The organism is Microbacterium sp. 4NA327F11 (genome assembly GCF_005503465.1).
Taxonomy (GTDB): domain Bacteria; phylum Actinomycetota; class Actinomycetes; order Actinomycetales; family Microbacteriaceae; genus Microbacterium; species Microbacterium ginsengisoli.
In genome coordinates this window covers 1-12,823 of sequence record NZ_SCOB01000019.1, presented here as the reverse complement: position 1 = coordinate 12,823, position 12,823 = coordinate 1, and the positions used below count along the sequence as shown (strand labels likewise).

Annotated in this window: 12 protein-coding genes, 23 tRNA genes, 1 other RNA gene and 1 pseudogene; all 37 read left to right on the top strand. The window is 67.1% G+C overall.

Annotated elements, in window-relative coordinates:
• Nucleotides 1-8 precede the first annotated feature (8 nt).
• Entirely contained in the window at nt 9-998 is a 990-nt protein-coding gene (locus FFS51_RS11810) for a hypothetical protein (RefSeq protein ID WP_137878444.1), read from the top strand.
• The gene (locus tag FFS51_RS11805; RefSeq protein ID WP_137878443.1) at nt 995-2,161 is read left to right on the top strand and encodes an alpha/beta hydrolase family protein; all 1,167 of its coding nucleotides are present in this window, start codon (nt 995-997) and stop codon (nt 2,159-2,161) included. Before FFS51_RS11810 ends, FFS51_RS11805 begins: the two co-directional genes overlap by 4 nt.
• A gap of 5 nt (nt 2,162-2,166) precedes the next feature.
• Complete coding sequence (locus FFS51_RS15030) at nt 2,167-2,598, top strand: DUF2493 domain-containing protein (RefSeq protein ID WP_137878442.1); 432 nt, start codon at nt 2,167-2,169, stop codon at nt 2,596-2,598.
• A 150-nt stretch (nt 2,599-2,748) separates the two neighbouring features.
• Nucleotides 2,749-2,883 (top strand): hypothetical protein, encoded by a 135-nt coding sequence (locus FFS51_RS14960; RefSeq protein ID WP_283205737.1) that lies wholly within the window; start codon nt 2,749-2,751, stop codon nt 2,881-2,883.
• 78 nt (nt 2,884-2,961) lie between these two features.
• Nucleotides 2,962-3,034: transfer RNA gene (locus tag FFS51_RS11795), tRNA-Trp, on the top strand.
• Between the two features lie 149 nt (nt 3,035-3,183).
• Nucleotides 3,184-3,265: transfer RNA gene (locus tag FFS51_RS11790), tRNA-Tyr, on the top strand.
• 4 nt (nt 3,266-3,269) lie between these two features.
• Nucleotides 3,270-3,345, top strand: a tRNA-Lys gene (locus FFS51_RS11785).
• 52 nt (nt 3,346-3,397) lie between these two features.
• Nucleotides 3,398-3,471 (top strand) — tRNA-Asp (locus tag FFS51_RS11780).
• Nucleotides 3,472-3,493: 22 nt separating this feature from the next.
• Nucleotides 3,494-3,569 (top strand) — tRNA-Gly (locus tag FFS51_RS11775).
• An 87-nt stretch (nt 3,570-3,656) separates the two neighbouring features.
• Nucleotides 3,657-3,751: transfer RNA gene (locus FFS51_RS11770), tRNA-Ser, on the top strand.
• A gap of 1 nt (nt 3,752) precedes the next feature.
• A tRNA-Leu gene (locus FFS51_RS11765) sits at nt 3,753-3,826 on the top strand.
• A 56-nt stretch (nt 3,827-3,882) separates the two neighbouring features.
• Nucleotides 3,883-3,959: transfer RNA gene (locus FFS51_RS11760), tRNA-Ile, on the top strand.
• Nucleotides 3,960-3,978: 19 nt separating this feature from the next.
• Nucleotides 3,979-4,051: transfer RNA gene (locus FFS51_RS11755), tRNA-Asn, on the top strand.
• 297 nt (nt 4,052-4,348) lie between these two features.
• Nucleotides 4,349-4,712: a transfer-messenger RNA gene (gene ssrA / locus FFS51_RS11750) on the top strand.
• 62 nt (nt 4,713-4,774) lie between these two features.
• Nucleotides 4,775-4,847, top strand: a tRNA-Ala gene (locus FFS51_RS11745).
• 105 nt (nt 4,848-4,952) lie between these two features.
• Nucleotides 4,953-5,025 (top strand) — tRNA-Thr (locus FFS51_RS11740).
• A 160-nt stretch (nt 5,026-5,185) separates the two neighbouring features.
• Nucleotides 5,186-5,258, top strand: a tRNA-Val gene (locus tag FFS51_RS11735).
• Between the two features lie 5 nt (nt 5,259-5,263).
• A tRNA-Ser gene (locus FFS51_RS11730) sits at nt 5,264-5,349 on the top strand.
• Nucleotides 5,350-5,422: 73 nt separating this feature from the next.
• Nucleotides 5,423-5,506: transfer RNA gene (locus FFS51_RS11725), tRNA-Leu, on the top strand.
• 1 nt (nt 5,507) lies between these two features.
• Nucleotides 5,508-5,580, top strand: a tRNA-Ile gene (locus FFS51_RS11720).
• A gap of 20 nt (nt 5,581-5,600) precedes the next feature.
• A tRNA-Gln gene (locus FFS51_RS14715) sits at nt 5,601-5,674 on the top strand.
• A gap of 2 nt (nt 5,675-5,676) precedes the next feature.
• Nucleotides 5,677-5,749: transfer RNA gene (locus FFS51_RS11715), tRNA-His, on the top strand.
• 83 nt (nt 5,750-5,832) lie between these two features.
• Nucleotides 5,833-5,906: transfer RNA gene (locus FFS51_RS11710), tRNA-Pro, on the top strand.
• Between the two features lie 32 nt (nt 5,907-5,938).
• Complete coding sequence (locus FFS51_RS11705) at nt 5,939-6,256, top strand: hypothetical protein (RefSeq protein ID WP_137878441.1); 318 nt, start codon at nt 5,939-5,941, stop codon at nt 6,254-6,256.
• Nucleotides 6,247-6,319 (top strand) — tRNA-Lys (locus FFS51_RS11700). Before FFS51_RS11705 ends, FFS51_RS11700 begins: the two co-directional genes overlap by 10 nt.
• Before the next feature lies 1 nt (nt 6,320).
• A tRNA-Arg gene (locus FFS51_RS11695) sits at nt 6,321-6,396 on the top strand.
• A 1-nt stretch (nt 6,397) separates the two neighbouring features.
• Nucleotides 6,398-6,471 (top strand) — tRNA-Gln (locus FFS51_RS11690).
• 10 nt (nt 6,472-6,481) lie between these two features.
• A tRNA-Arg gene (locus tag FFS51_RS11685) sits at nt 6,482-6,553 on the top strand.
• A gap of 12 nt (nt 6,554-6,565) precedes the next feature.
• A tRNA-Cys gene (locus FFS51_RS11680) sits at nt 6,566-6,636 on the top strand.
• A gap of 58 nt (nt 6,637-6,694) precedes the next feature.
• Nucleotides 6,695-7,201, top strand: coding sequence for an HNH endonuclease (locus FFS51_RS11675; protein ID WP_137878440.1), 507 nt, complete (start codon nt 6,695-6,697; stop codon nt 7,199-7,201).
• A gap of 25 nt (nt 7,202-7,226) precedes the next feature.
• Nucleotides 7,227-7,490 (top strand): hypothetical protein, encoded by a 264-nt coding sequence (locus FFS51_RS11670; RefSeq protein ID WP_137878439.1) that lies wholly within the window; start codon nt 7,227-7,229, stop codon nt 7,488-7,490.
• Nucleotides 7,487-7,930, top strand: coding sequence for a hypothetical protein (locus FFS51_RS11665; protein ID WP_137878438.1), 444 nt, complete (start codon nt 7,487-7,489; stop codon nt 7,928-7,930). The genes FFS51_RS11670 and FFS51_RS11665 overlap by 4 nt, the downstream gene beginning before the upstream one ends.
• Nucleotides 7,931-7,952: 22 nt before the next feature.
• The gene (locus FFS51_RS11660) at nt 7,953-8,267 is read left to right on the top strand and encodes a hypothetical protein (protein ID WP_137878437.1); all 315 of its coding nucleotides are present in this window, start codon (nt 7,953-7,955) and stop codon (nt 8,265-8,267) included.
• Nucleotides 8,268-8,411: 144 nt separating this feature from the next.
• On the top strand, nt 8,412-8,675 hold the full coding sequence (locus tag FFS51_RS11655) for a helix-turn-helix domain-containing protein (RefSeq protein ID WP_137878436.1): 264 nt from the start codon (nt 8,412-8,414) through the stop codon (nt 8,673-8,675).
• Nucleotides 8,676-8,680: 5 nt separating this feature from the next.
• Entirely contained in the window at nt 8,681-8,977 is a 297-nt protein-coding gene (locus FFS51_RS11650; RefSeq protein ID WP_137878435.1) for a hypothetical protein, read from the top strand.
• Nucleotides 8,978-9,275: 298 nt separating this feature from the next.
• Nucleotides 9,276-9,455: pseudogene (locus FFS51_RS15025) on the top strand (helicase associated domain-containing protein); the annotation flags it as partial.
• A gap of 105 nt (nt 9,456-9,560) precedes the next feature.
• Nucleotides 9,561-10,559: a helicase associated domain-containing protein gene (locus FFS51_RS11645; protein ID WP_137878434.1), complete on the top strand. Its 999-nt coding sequence runs from the start codon at nt 9,561-9,563 to the stop codon at nt 10,557-10,559.
• Nucleotides 10,560-12,823 lie beyond the last annotated feature (2,264 nt).

Genomic DNA, 12,823 nt, shown 5'->3' with positions numbered 1-12,823 from the left:
CAGCGATCGTGGCGGCCGCCTTGATGTGGGCGCTCGTCATCATCCTGCTGTTCTTCCGGCGGCGCCGTTCCTCACGCACCGTCACTTACTCCGCCGTCGCGATCGCCCTGTCGATGACCCTCAACATCGACACGCTCTACGTGCCGTTCGACCGCTTCCTCGGTGGCACGAACTGGGGCGACCTTCTCGCGAACATCGCCCTCATGGTCGGCATCTTCTTCCTCGGCCGCGGCGTCACCGCCGCGTACGACTTCAGCAACATCGTGACCCGCCTCGCGCTCGGACGGGGAGTACTCACCGTCGCCCTCGCCGGAGTGGTCATCTCGTTCATGCTCGTCGACCACGCCCACACGTCGACCCAGTTCATGCTCGACTTCGGCTCGCAGCCGGCAGCCGCCGTGTACTCGATCCTGCAGTACGTCTACTACGGGGTCGTCGTCGGAGCGATGGGCTGGATATGCCTGGACCAGCAGCGCAGCGCGACCGGCTCCCTTCGGGCGTCCGTCACGTCCCTCGCTGCCGGCAGCGGACTCGCGATCATCGCGTGCGCGGTCGTCATCACCATGGACCTCGCGCACGTCACCGGAGACCTCGCCCTGATGAACGTCATGCGCCTGTTCTACGGGCCGTCTTACGTCGGGGCGATCGCGCTTCTGTGCTTCGGGCTCGCCCTGCCGCCGGCGGCCAGATGGACACGGAACACTGCCCGCCTGCAGGTCACCAAGCGCTACATCAAGCTGCTCACCCCGTCATGGGAGGCTGCCGCGGCGCAGCGCCCGACAGCCACACGCCTGGGGTCGATCACCCGGCAGGCGGAGAACCCGGAGCAGCTCCTGCACCGCCAGGTCGTGGAGATTCGCGACGCGACAATCGACCCTCGATCAGAGTTCGCTCTGGACGAGCGAGCAGCCACGATCATCGACCGCGCAGAAGCACACCTTCTCGCGGGGGACCGGGTCCGCGCGCCCCGCGCCCGGACGGTCAGGCCAGCGACGTGAAAGCTCTCGCGGGGATCATCGTCACCGCCGGCGTCCTCCTCGCGGCCGGCGGGGCGTACGTTGCTCGACGGATAACCGCCGCGTCCTTCGCTCGGCGGTACCCGCTGCGGCTGCTCGGGGTTGTCCGCTCGAGCGACGGTGCCCCGATGGTCCTGGTCGACGGCGCCGATGCACCAACCCCGGACGGGCATTACAGCCTCAGGCTCGCCGCGCCGGCAGGTGCCGCGGAGCGCATCGTTCCGGTCGGTGCCCGCGCACCCTTCAGCGGCGCGGACCGGAACGGATGGGCGATCAACCCCACGGACGCCAGCGCGCTCAACGAGGCCCGGCGAGCGTCGTGGAGCGGCGTCATGTTCGAGAGCCCGCGGGCGGCGGGTTTAGCGGCCCGCGACGTCAGCATCCCCACCCCGGCAGGTGCGGCGCCTGCATGGTTGATCAGCCCCAGTAGCCCCTCCGGAGTGTGGGCGATCCACGTTCACGGTCTCGGGTCCGGCCGAGAGGGGACGCTCCGCGGAGTGCTCGCCGCGCAGAAGCAGCACATGACGTCCCTGGTGGTCACCTACCGCAACGGTACAGGCGGACCACGAACCCGAGGTGGGCGCTCCACGCTCGGTGTCGGCGAGACATCCGATATGGTCTCCGCAATCGCGTACGCCCGCGAGTCCGGCGCCACCCGTGTGGTGCTGTTCGGCTGGTCTATGGGTGCAGCGATCTGCCTTCGAGCCGCGCACGATCCCAGCGGCGCAGGGCTCGTCGGAGCGCTCGTTCTGGAGTCCCCGATCATCGACTGGAGGGCAGCGATCCGCGCGAACCTCCGCCACGCGCATCTACCCGCACAGGCCCTGACGGCCGCCGAACCGTGGCTACAGCGGCGCCCCCTCGCGCGATTGATCGGGCTGACGCAGCCGATCTCCTTGGACTCACTCGACTGGATCTCGCGTGCGAAGGAGCTCGTCACCCCGACCCTCATCCTGCATGGAAGCGCTGACTGGTCCGCTCCGATCGGTGCCTCTCGTGAGCTCGCAGCACGGAACGCTCACGTGCAGTTGGAGGAGTTCACCGCCGGGCACACGCTCACGTGGAACAGCGACCCGGAGCGTTGGGACGAACTCGTTGACGCCTGGCTTGAACGTCACGGAGGGCCTGCCGCACCGCGCATGTAGGAAGGGTGCGAACACGACTTCTCGTGGCGGGCTCTCGAGCGTGGACTGATGAGGCAGCGATCTTCTGGCGCCTCGACGGTGCGCTCGCGCAGCTGGGTGAGGTGACCCTTGTCCACGGCGCGTGCCCTCAGGGCGCCGATTCGATCGCGGACCGGTGGGGGACCGCGCGCGGCGTCCCCACAGAACGGCATCCCGCGGACTGGGGGACCCACACCGAGCGGTGCCCGGAGTGGCATCGGGGTCTCGCTCGGTGCAGGGCGGCGGGCTTCCGGCGTAACGCCCAGATGGTGGAGCTCGGAGCTGACCTGTGCCTGGTGTTCGTGATCGCACAGTCGGCGGGCTCGATGATGACCGCGAGACTGGCGGCCCGGGCGGGGATTGAGACCTGGTTGTTCGATGAGGCGGGGGACGCGGGGCGGCTGAATGCCACATCGTGACGGACCGCGCATGTAGGTGGTGTGAGGCGGTCCTGCTCCTGGGCACACGGGGCAGGACCGCACCACGACAGCGGTGCCTTGCAATGTCGGCACCACTGTGTATCCTGAAAGGCTTCGCTCCGGACGGATCGAAGGATGAGAGGACCACTGATGAATCAGCGCAACACCGGCTGGGGATCGGCGTATCGGACGCCCATCGCCGTCGACGCTGCGCTCACGAGCCCGTCACACCTTCCCGTGCTGAACGGTGGGCACAAGCAGCTGATCCAGGTGGACTACATGTAGCGGATGAAACCGCGTACACGCAGCCCACCGAACCCCGCCGGGACGGTGGGCTTCTTGTTTCTCCGAGAACAACTTCATACGTGCGTAGCTCAACTGGAAGAGCACCGGTCTCCAAAACCGGCGGTTGCAGGTTCGACCCCTGTCGCACGTGCGACACCACGGCGCAGCCGAAGGTGCACGACGGGCGAACGCCCACTCACAAGACAACAGCGGAAGACGTCCACCACCCACCGAAAGGGGGTGGTGATGAGGCGTGGGGCGCCATCCCCACGCCGAGCCTGCATCTCACGATGCAGGTCTGGGAGTGTCGCGTAGCGGCCATCGCCGCGGACTGTAAATCCGCCGTCATCTGACATCGCGGGTTCGAGTCCCGCCACTCCCACCCTGCACCTCTAGCTCAGCAGGTAGAGCAACCGGCTCTTAACCGGTGGGTCCTCGGTTCGAACTCGAGGGGGTGCACCACGGGCGATGCGCATCGTCCGAGCGAAGAGCTGCGACAGCGCAGCCAGCATTCGACCCCGTAGCTCAGATGGTCAGAGCACCCGGTTGTCAGCCGGGAGGTCGCCGGTTCAAGTCCGGTCGGGGCCGCTCGAGCAGACAAAGCTCACACGCGGATGAGGCCCATGTGGACGGGCGGGAGTCTTCCAAACTCCAGGTAGCGGGTTCGAGGCCCGTCATCCGCTCCAGATCATGACGAAGCACGCCTGATGAGCCCTGATGGGGCGAAACGCCAACCGGCGTCGCGTGCATGACCGTGCGATTGCACGCACAGTGGTGGGACCAGCCGAAGGCCGGCGACGGCAGCTGTCTTGAAAACAGAAGGCCCCTTCAGCGGGGCGTGCGGGTTCGATCCCCGCTTCCACCGCCACGCCCGACTAGCCCAACTGGTAGAGGCGCCGGATTCAGGGTCCGGAGGTTCAGGGTTCGACCCCCTGGTCGGGCACGGGAACCCGCCGAGGTTCCGCTGCGGCTGCTCGGCGTCTACCCGAAGTAGCACCGCGTCGACTAGCTCAGATGGTCAGAGCGCCGCCCTGATAAGGCGGAGGTCCGAGGTTCAATTCCTCGGTCGGCGACCATGCCCGGACGGGCAGTTGATCCCACGAAGCACAACTGGCAGTGCGGCTCGCTGTTAACGAGATGGGTGCTGGTTCGAATCCAGCCGTGGGAGCGCCCAGAGATCAGGTACTCGGCCCGGCGAGGGAACCAAAGAGCCTGCGAGGTGCTTGCCCTCCTCGAAACGCGAACGGGCTGTGGACTGGGCGCACCCGAGAGGGGAGCCGGCGGCCGCTGTGTCCAGCGGAGACCCACGGGTCTGGTGCAATTCCCCGCCTGCGTCCGCCCTGCCGTTCATGCTCGCGTGGGCGAGCACCGACTTGGTAGGTCGGAGCAGCTGGGTTCGACTCCCAGGAACGGCTCGGACGACGCCAGGGCAACCACCGAAAGGATGCCCGAACGTCGATCGCACGGGGATGATCGGTTTCGACATGCTCCGATTGCTTCATGGTGAAGCGTGCCGAGGGTTGCGCGGCGACCTCGTAAATCACACCTCGCACCCAGAGACGCCGACGCTTCTCGCTCCGCCCACGCCCTCGCTGCGTGAGCCTGAGCCCCGCCCAGGATGACCAGGGCCAGCGGGGCTCAGTCGCCACCCAGGTCTAGGGGGATGCTGCCACCGCGCCAGCGCCACCCGAACCCCAGCGCGGGTAGACCAGCCTGATACGCCGCCCGACGCGGACGCAGGGGTCGAGAAAGGAACCAGCCGGGCTGCGCACGGAGAAGAACATGAAGACGGAGCGTGGACGCGGGTTCGATTCCCGCCATCTCCACCAGAGCAGCACGGCACCGCGCATGAAAGAAGTGACGGCCCACTTCCCCAGGCGGGCCGTCACACGGGCCCTTAGCTCACTTGGTAGAGCGCCTGCCTCGCACGCAGGAGGCCGCCGGTTCGATCCCGGCAGGGTCCACGTCGCAAGCCGATCCTCTGCAGGGGCGCGGCTAGCGATTGGTCAGGAGCCGTGCACGGCAACTGACCACGTCCTGCGAGAGCCGCCCGACGGCCAGGACGGAACGCCGCTGTAGCTCAGCTGGTAGAGCGCCGGTCTTGTAAACCGGATGTCGCAGGTTCGATGCCTGTCGGCGGCACGCACACCCGGGGGAGTGGCCACGATCCCGGGTGAGCCCGGTCCGTCACGCCCGGAGGGGAACGCTTCGGCACCTCCGGGCCTCTCACGGTCCGCGCCCTCCGGGGCGGAACGCCCGCATCAACGCGGGAAGCGGTCAGGTGCCGAGCCTGACCGCACCTGGTCCCGTAGCTCAGCTGGGAGAGCGCCTCGCCTACACCGAGGATGTCGGGGGTTCGATCCCCTCCGGGACCACCTGTGGAGCGGTGGCTGAGTGGCCGAAGGCGCGCCCCCGCTAAGGGCGTGGGGTAACCATCCCTCGTGGGTTCGAATCCCACCCGCTCCGCGCCGACTGTGGAACCCTCACCGGGCAGACGTGCCCGCGAGGAAGCCACAGGAACGCCAGGTCAATGGCACAAGCCCCCGTGGTGGAACGGCAGACACGCAGCCCTCAAACGGCTGTGCCCGCGGGCGTCCGAGGTCGAGACTCGGCGGGGGCACCAACGTCGAATAGCTCAGGTGGAAGAGCAGCGGACTCATAACCCGCAGGTCGGTGGTTCGAGCCCACCTTCGACGACTCTCGCGTTATCGCGATGATCCCAGGCGGTCTGCTGGCACGGCCACCTCGACTCTGGATCGAGGGTTCGCAGGTTCGATTCCTGCCCTGGGAGCTGCGGCCGTGGCAGAGCTGGTAATGCGCTGGGTTGTGGACCCGGTCTTCGAGGGTTCGAGTCCCTCCGGTCGCCCGAACTCTCACCTGCACACGGCGCCACGCCGGCAGCTCGCGCGCACCGCGCATGTAGGTGGGAGGCGGTGACAGACACCGCACCGGGATGTAGCTCAGCTTGGCAGAGCGCCCGCTTTGGGAGCGGGAAGTCGCACGTTCGAATCGTGTCATCCCGACGAGCTCGGATGGTCCGAGCTAGGAGGCACCCGTGAAACTCGACGACGTCTACATCACCATCGTCAGCCTGACGACAGCTCTGCTCGCGAGCCAGATCCCGATCATGATGATGATGCCGATGAAGCCGGCCACCTGGCGGAAATGGCGTTGGGTCGCGATCGTCACTGTGGTGTCAGTCATCGTGCAGTTCATCTTCCCGAACGTCACCCACGTCACCGGGCCGCCGATCGGTGTTGCGATCGTGTTCTTCATCGCGTTGCTGATCTACATCTTCACGATCGGGCGGAACGCTGCACGACTGTGGGGAAGTCCGCGCAATCTCACTGGACGGCGCGGCAAGGGCCTTTAGCTCAGATGGCAGAGCAGCGAGCTTTTACCTCGATGGTCCCGGGATCGAGACCCGGAGGGCCCACGCGTTCGTAGCCCAATGGATACGGCACCCGACTTCGGATCGGGAGATTGCAGGTTCGAGTCCTGTCGAGCGCACCATTCCCCCGTGGTGTAGCGGGAGCACGCCCGCCTTTGGAGCGGACAGCCCTGGTTCGATCCCAGGCGGGGGAGCCATACCGTCCACGCCCCGATAGCTCAGCGGACAGAGCAGCCGGCTTCTACCCGGCGCGCGCGGGTTCGATTCCTGCTCGGGGCACGAGCATCACCTGGTGTCGTGGCTGAGAGGCAAGGCAACGGTCTGCAACACCGTCAACGCCGGTTCGAGCCCGGCCGGCACCTCACACGGATGTCTTCCGCTACCCCACATTCACGCACGCACACACCGAAGGAGGCCATGATGCGCGCAACACCTGGCGTTGTCGTCCTCAACGCCTCCTACGAGCCCCTCGGCATAGTTCCGCTCGCTCGCGCCCTCGTCTACCTGGTGCGTGAGCGAGCTGTCATCGTCGACGCTGTCCCCGGCATGACGGTCAAGTCCGCCAGCGCTGAGCTCCCGCTGCCGCGGGTGGTGCAGTTCCGTGAGATGGTCCGCGCCCCATACCGGTGGGCGGAGGAGCCATGGAGCCGCCGTGGAGTCATCCGACGTGACGGCCACTCGTGCGCGTACTGCGGCCGGGCAGCTGCCACCGTCGACCATGTGCTCCCACGCAGCCGGGGAGGTCAGAACACCTGGCTGAACACGGTCGCGGCATGCGCATCGTGCAACGGGAAGAAGGCGGACCGAACACCGCTCGAGGCGGGCATGGTGCTCAGGCGTCACCCGCGTGTCGTCACCCGCCGGGACACGCTCATCGTGGGGATCGCTTCCACGGGAGCGGACATCGCCCGGCTCGGGATCGCCTGAGCCGGGCACCGCGCATGTAGGAGACATGGTCCTGCATGCCCTCTCACGGTTGCCGAAGCGTGCTCGCGTCGCTGTCGGGGTCGTCTGGAACATCACCGTCCTGCTCTCCCGCATCGCCGGCGCGATCATCATCGGGTGCGCGGTGCTCGCACTGTTCGGGTGGGTTGAGATCGAGCCCGCCCGAACAGTCGCTGCAGCCGTGGCGACGTGGGGCTGGTGGACCTTCATCCCCGACCTGTTCGGTGTCGCGGGAAAGGTCCGGGCGATCATCAGGGGCAGGCGGAAGTGACGGTCGTGTTGACCCCGTGGTGGGTGCAGCCCCTGTTCTACGGGGTGCCGCCCCTCGCGTTGGTGGGGATGTTCGTTGCCGTGTGGTTCGGGCCGCGCACTCCATCCGCTCGCGTGCCTGTCTTCCGGTCGATCTCCATCGTGTCCTTCATCGCCGCTGCAGCGGTCGCTCTCTTTGGGATCGCAGTCGCCGGCCAGACGTTCACGGACGATGAGCGGGCCGCGGCCGCCGCAAGCACGTACGGGGTGACGTTGACCGTTCCCCAGCTGCAGGACCTGCAGTACCCCTCCTACGTTCCACCAGCCGGGTCACGGGAACGGTTCGGCGTGACCGTGCTCACCCTGCGCGGACATCCCACGTCCGCACGGCTGGTGTGGGATGGTCGCGAGCTGATCCTGGTCAACGACGGCTCCGGGGTCGAGCTCGCGCACCAGCGCTGATCACACCGCGCATGTGGGCATCATGACGACCTCCCGTGCCGCAGAGTCCACCAACCCGGTGCTCGTGCTGTTCGCCGAACTTCACGGGCACCGTCCCGACGAGGATGCGCGGGCTGCTGCGGCCGCGTGGCGCCGCGACCTTTCCACCTTGAACGCTGTCTTCCGGTGGAAGCCGGAGGAGACCGCGGAAGCCGGCGAAGCGCTCGAGAGCCTGTCGCAGCCCGCCGCGGCTCCGAGCGACAGCAAGCTCCTCGCCGCGTTCCGGAATCTTCCGCCGGGGAGCACCCTCCTCGAGCGTCTCCGTGCAGTCGCCGCAGCTGCCGTCGACGGGCGCTGAACAGGCGGCGGACGCGCCGCCGCGACTGGAGCGGCTGACGTTGGCGTCTGCGGGCCGTGAGCCCCGGAGGACGTCGATCACGCGCGAGCGGGCCGGTAGTGACCCGCTACGACTATCCTCGGGATCCACGACAACGGAGATCCCATGACCGAGCTGGACTTCTCGCCCACCACCCTCATCGCCGCCGACAGGGCCGCGCTCGGGGCGCTGCTCGCCGAACGCCGGAAGGCCCTCGGCATCACCCAGCGCGATCTGGAGCGGGTGAGCGGCGTGCCCCAGGGGAAGATCAGCCGGATCGAACGTGGCCAGTCCTACCCGGCGCTCGTCACCCTCACCCAGATTGTCGAGGGCCTCGGGCTGACGATGCACCTGCGGATCGCGGTCCCACCCGAGGCGCCGCGCATGTAGGGAGGGTGAGCGATCTACTCCCGAGCACGTTCGACGTCGCGGTCGCGCCCGTCACGATGTACGCCCTCGTCTCTCTGACGGGTATCGCGATGGCCGAAACCGCTCTGTGCATTCACCATATGAGCGACGAGCACAAGCGAACCTTCGAAGCGGTCGCGTGGTCTGCCGGCGATCTCGGGTCAGACCTCTGGGAGGTCTCGAGCGACATCGCCACACTCCGCTGTCAGGTCTGCGGCGTGAACGCCGCCGGCGACTACCTGGAGCAGGTCGTGAGCGATCCGGATGATGGGGGTCTCTGGTGACAGTGCACGCGGGAGCGGCGGGCGGCACCTTCGACTTGCCCGCGCCGTCGTGGACGCGTGCGCTGCATGACGCGTCCACGTTCATCGAGAGAGAGAGCACGCCTGGCCGTCAAGCGGCAAGCAACGACCGGGTGCAGAACGTGCTGTCGCCAGGTGGATCTCGCTGCAGAGACGACGGCACAAGGCGGGAGCTTTGACACCAGCCCAGGTCGACGCATTGGATGGTGCCGTGCCGGGCTGGGAAGGGGGACGCGAAGCGTGGCTTCGGAAGAATCCCTCCGACCGCTCCCGAGCGTCAATGTGGGACCGGTCGTTGCGAGAGGCCGTCGCATTCATTGCACGGACAGGCGAATGGCCCAGCCGCTCGGCCGGCACGCCTGCGGAAGAGCGCTCGGTCGCGAACTGGCTCCACAGGCAACAGCGCGCGGGCCGCTCGGGGGCGCTTACGCCAGCCCAGGTCGCTGCTCTGGACGACGCGACTCCCGGATGGAGACAGGGCCGCCTTGGATGGGTGGCGCGACATCGCTATCGCGAGCTCGTCCAGTTCGTGAGTACCCATGGACGCCTACCGCGACGCACTAGCGTGAGCGAGGAAATCGCTCTCGCCGGGTGGCTGAAGCGCAATGTCAGCTCGTTCTCTGACGAGCGGGTGGCGGAGATTCGTGTGTACCTGCCCGAGTGGGACGGCCGGACGGTAGTCGAGCACGTTCGACGCTCGTGGGAGGAGAGTGCGCACGAGTTCGAGACTTTCGTCACCGATCACGGTCGATGGCCGAGTGAGTATGGCGATGACCTGTCGGAGAGATCGCTTGGCTTCTGGTTACGTGCGCAGCGCCGGCGCCTACTGCATGCGCCGGCGGGCACAGATCAGATCCGCGAGCTCAACCGGATCGCGCCAGGATGGTCCTCCCGAAGGACGAGCGAATCGCTCGACGCGCTGTGGGTGAAGCGACTTCGCGATCTCGAACGATTCGCGCGCGCTCACAGCCGGCTGCCGCGACACACCGGAGAGGAGCGGCCTCTGGCGATTTGGCTCGCCAACCAACGAACCGCACGAAAGGGCGGACAAGGTCGCTGGGATGAACGGCGAGAAGCGCTCTTTCAGGATGCCCTTGAAGGGTTGATGCTCGCGGACCGGTGGAAAGCACGTGCTGATCAGCTTGGGCGCTTCACGCGCGAGAACGGCCGGTGGCCACGAGTGGACACCGATGATCTTGCCGAACGGTCCCTCGCTCGCTGGCGAGAGCAGCAGCGCAACCGCGTTCAAGGCGGGCGTTCAACCCCGAGCGTCGCTGATCGACGTGCGTACCTCGACGAGGTTGCGCCTGGGTGGAGCGCCACCCGAATGTCCCCGGCCCGGTGGAAGGAGCGTGCTGACGAGCTTGCGCGCTTCACGCGCGACCACGGCCGGTGGCCAGGACAGTACGCCGAAGACGCGGCCGAACGGTCCCTCGCTCGCTGGCGAGAGCAGCAGCGCAACCGGATGGAGTGCCCGAGCGTGGACGGCTTTGACCGGCGCGCATATCTCGACCAGGTTGCGCCCGGGTGGGCTGGCGAGCGTCGGGAAGCGTCCGTGGACTAGACCGCGCATGTGAGACGAAAGGGATGGAACGTCTCTCTCTCGACTACGGCGAGGTGTGTCCATCCGTGTCGCAGGGGTGGCGTGGCGACCTCCACACTGAGATTCACGCCTAACGTCCGTCACTAGGAGGATCAGATGCCTCGACGCGATCCGTCATTGCGTCAGGACGCTCGCTGGAGGGAGCGTGCTGACGAGCTTGGCCGCTTCAACCGTGAGAACGGCAGGTGGCCACGTGTACGCTCCGCCGACCCAGGTGAGCGGTCCCTCGCCAGATGGCGAGGGACTCAGCTCGATCCAAGCCGGGCCGTGCAGGTCGGCGTTGATGGGTTCGACCGACACGCCTATCTGGAGAGAGCGGCACCGGGGTGGCGCGAGCGCGCGCCGCACTTTGGAAGTAGAAGAAGCCTCGATCAGTGGAAGAGACGCGTCGACGAGCTTGGTCTGTTCAAGCGAGACCACGGCCGGTGGCCGCAGAAGCGTTCTGATGACCCCGCCGAACAGTCCCTCGCGCACTGGCGAAAGAACCAGCGCATGTCGGTCCGCAAGGAGGAGGCGCGGTACGGCACGTCGGACCGGCGCGCGTACCTCGACCAGGTAGCGCCGGGGTGGAGCGCTAGCCGGTGGGAGGAGCGCGCTGACGAGCTTGGGTGCTTCACGCGCGACCACGGCCGGCGGCCACGGCAGTACGCCAATGACCCTGCCGAACGATCCCTAGCACGGTGGCTGCGGGATCAGCGCGCCGAAGCCAAGGATGTGACGCGAAGCGCCGGCGGGGCCGAGCGACACGAGTACCTTGACCGGGTGGCTCCAGGATGGGCGTCGACGGTCCGCTGGGACTCGTGGCTGGAACGCGCTGATGCTCTCCGCGAGTTCCACCGAGAGCATGGACGCTGGCCTTCTTTTCGGTCGAACAACCCTCACGAATTGTCGCTTGCGGATTGGCAACTGAGGCAGCGAGCGTACGTGGCGCAGGGCGCGAACGCTCAGGCGGCAGCTCGTCGACAGCACCTGGATGCGATCGTGCCGGGATGGGAAGGTCGAGGACTGATCCCTTGGGAAGCCCAGGCCGCTGAGCTTGCCGGCTTCGTTGCCCACCATCAGCGATGGCCGTCCCCAACCGGGCCTGAGGCTGGGGAACGCCGACTTGCCGAATGGCGGAAGGTGCAGCGGCTGAAGCTGCACCGCTCAGACGCTGGGCCGACGCAGCGTGAACGTCGGGCCGTGCTCGATCGAACAGTTCAGGGATGGGCTGTGGCACGCGCCGGGAGCCCACTGGGTGGCTAGACCGCGCATGTGGGTATGAGTGACCAGCGTGTCGGGAGGGGGGTGACGGTCAATGGTCGAATCGGTCAGTGACCGTGATGCGTCGAGCGAGGTACGTCGCCAACCTCACCTGCTGCGCGCCTGGGACTCATCCTTCAGTGCCTACGCGCAGTTCGTGAGCGAGCACGGCCGTCGGCCGAAGGAGAACTCACCTTCTCTGGATGAGCGGCGACTTGCGTTGTGGTTGCGCACGCAGCGGAAGAAGGTACCGGGACCCACGGCTGAGCAAATCGCCAAGCTCGACGCGCACTTCCCCTGGTGGTCCGATGCTCGAACGTTGGAGTCAAGCGAGCAGTATTGGCTGAGCCGGTACAACGACTACGTCGCGTTCTTCCGAGAGAACTCGCGGCTGCCGTCCACTGATGTTGCGGCCGAGCGCGCCCTCGCCGTGTGGGTCATACGACAGGATCGCGCGCGCAGCGGAGGCCGCGGCTTGTGGACACCGAGCAGAGAGGCATTCTTCGCCGAGATTCTCAGGATTCGACTCACGCAAAAGCAGGAGCGGGAGTCTGCGATAGCTGGGCGCTGGAAGGTACGAGCTGACGACCTAGGTCGGTTCGTTCACGAGCACGGCAGGTGGCCGCGGCAAGGTTCATCTGACCCGATCGAGCACTCCCTCGCGCTCTGGCTGGGATGGCAGGGCGATCCCGGGCGGGCACCGAAGCAACTCTTGGCTGGGCTCGACCGGCATGCGTACCTCAACGAAGTCGCACCGGGGTGGCGTGCTGACCGAAGGCCCCTGGGCCGGAGCGAGGGGCGTGCTGACCGAAGGCTCCTGACCCCGTGGAAGGAGCGCGCTGACCAGCTTGGGTGCTTCACGCGAGAATCCGGCCGATGGCCACGGTGGTCCGCCGATGACCCTGCCGAACGGTCCCTCGCGAGCTGGCGACAGCATCAGCGCGACCGCACTCGGAAGCAGAGACCGAGCGCAGGTGGCTTTG

Coding starts and splice junctions, on each gene's coding strand:
- FFS51_RS14960 (WP_283205737.1), top strand. CDS start 2,749: ATGAATCAGCGCAACACCGGCTGGGGATCGGCGTATCGGACGCCCATC.
- FFS51_RS11675 (WP_137878440.1), top strand. CDS start 6,695: ATGCGCGCAACACCTGGCGTTGTCGTCCTCAACGCCTCCTACGAGCCC.
- FFS51_RS11670 (WP_137878439.1), top strand. CDS start 7,227: ATGGTCCTGCATGCCCTCTCACGGTTGCCGAAGCGTGCTCGCGTCGCT.
- FFS51_RS11660 (WP_137878437.1), top strand. CDS start 7,953: ATGACGACCTCCCGTGCCGCAGAGTCCACCAACCCGGTGCTCGTGCTG.
- FFS51_RS11655 (WP_137878436.1), top strand. CDS start 8,412: ATGACCGAGCTGGACTTCTCGCCCACCACCCTCATCGCCGCCGACAGG.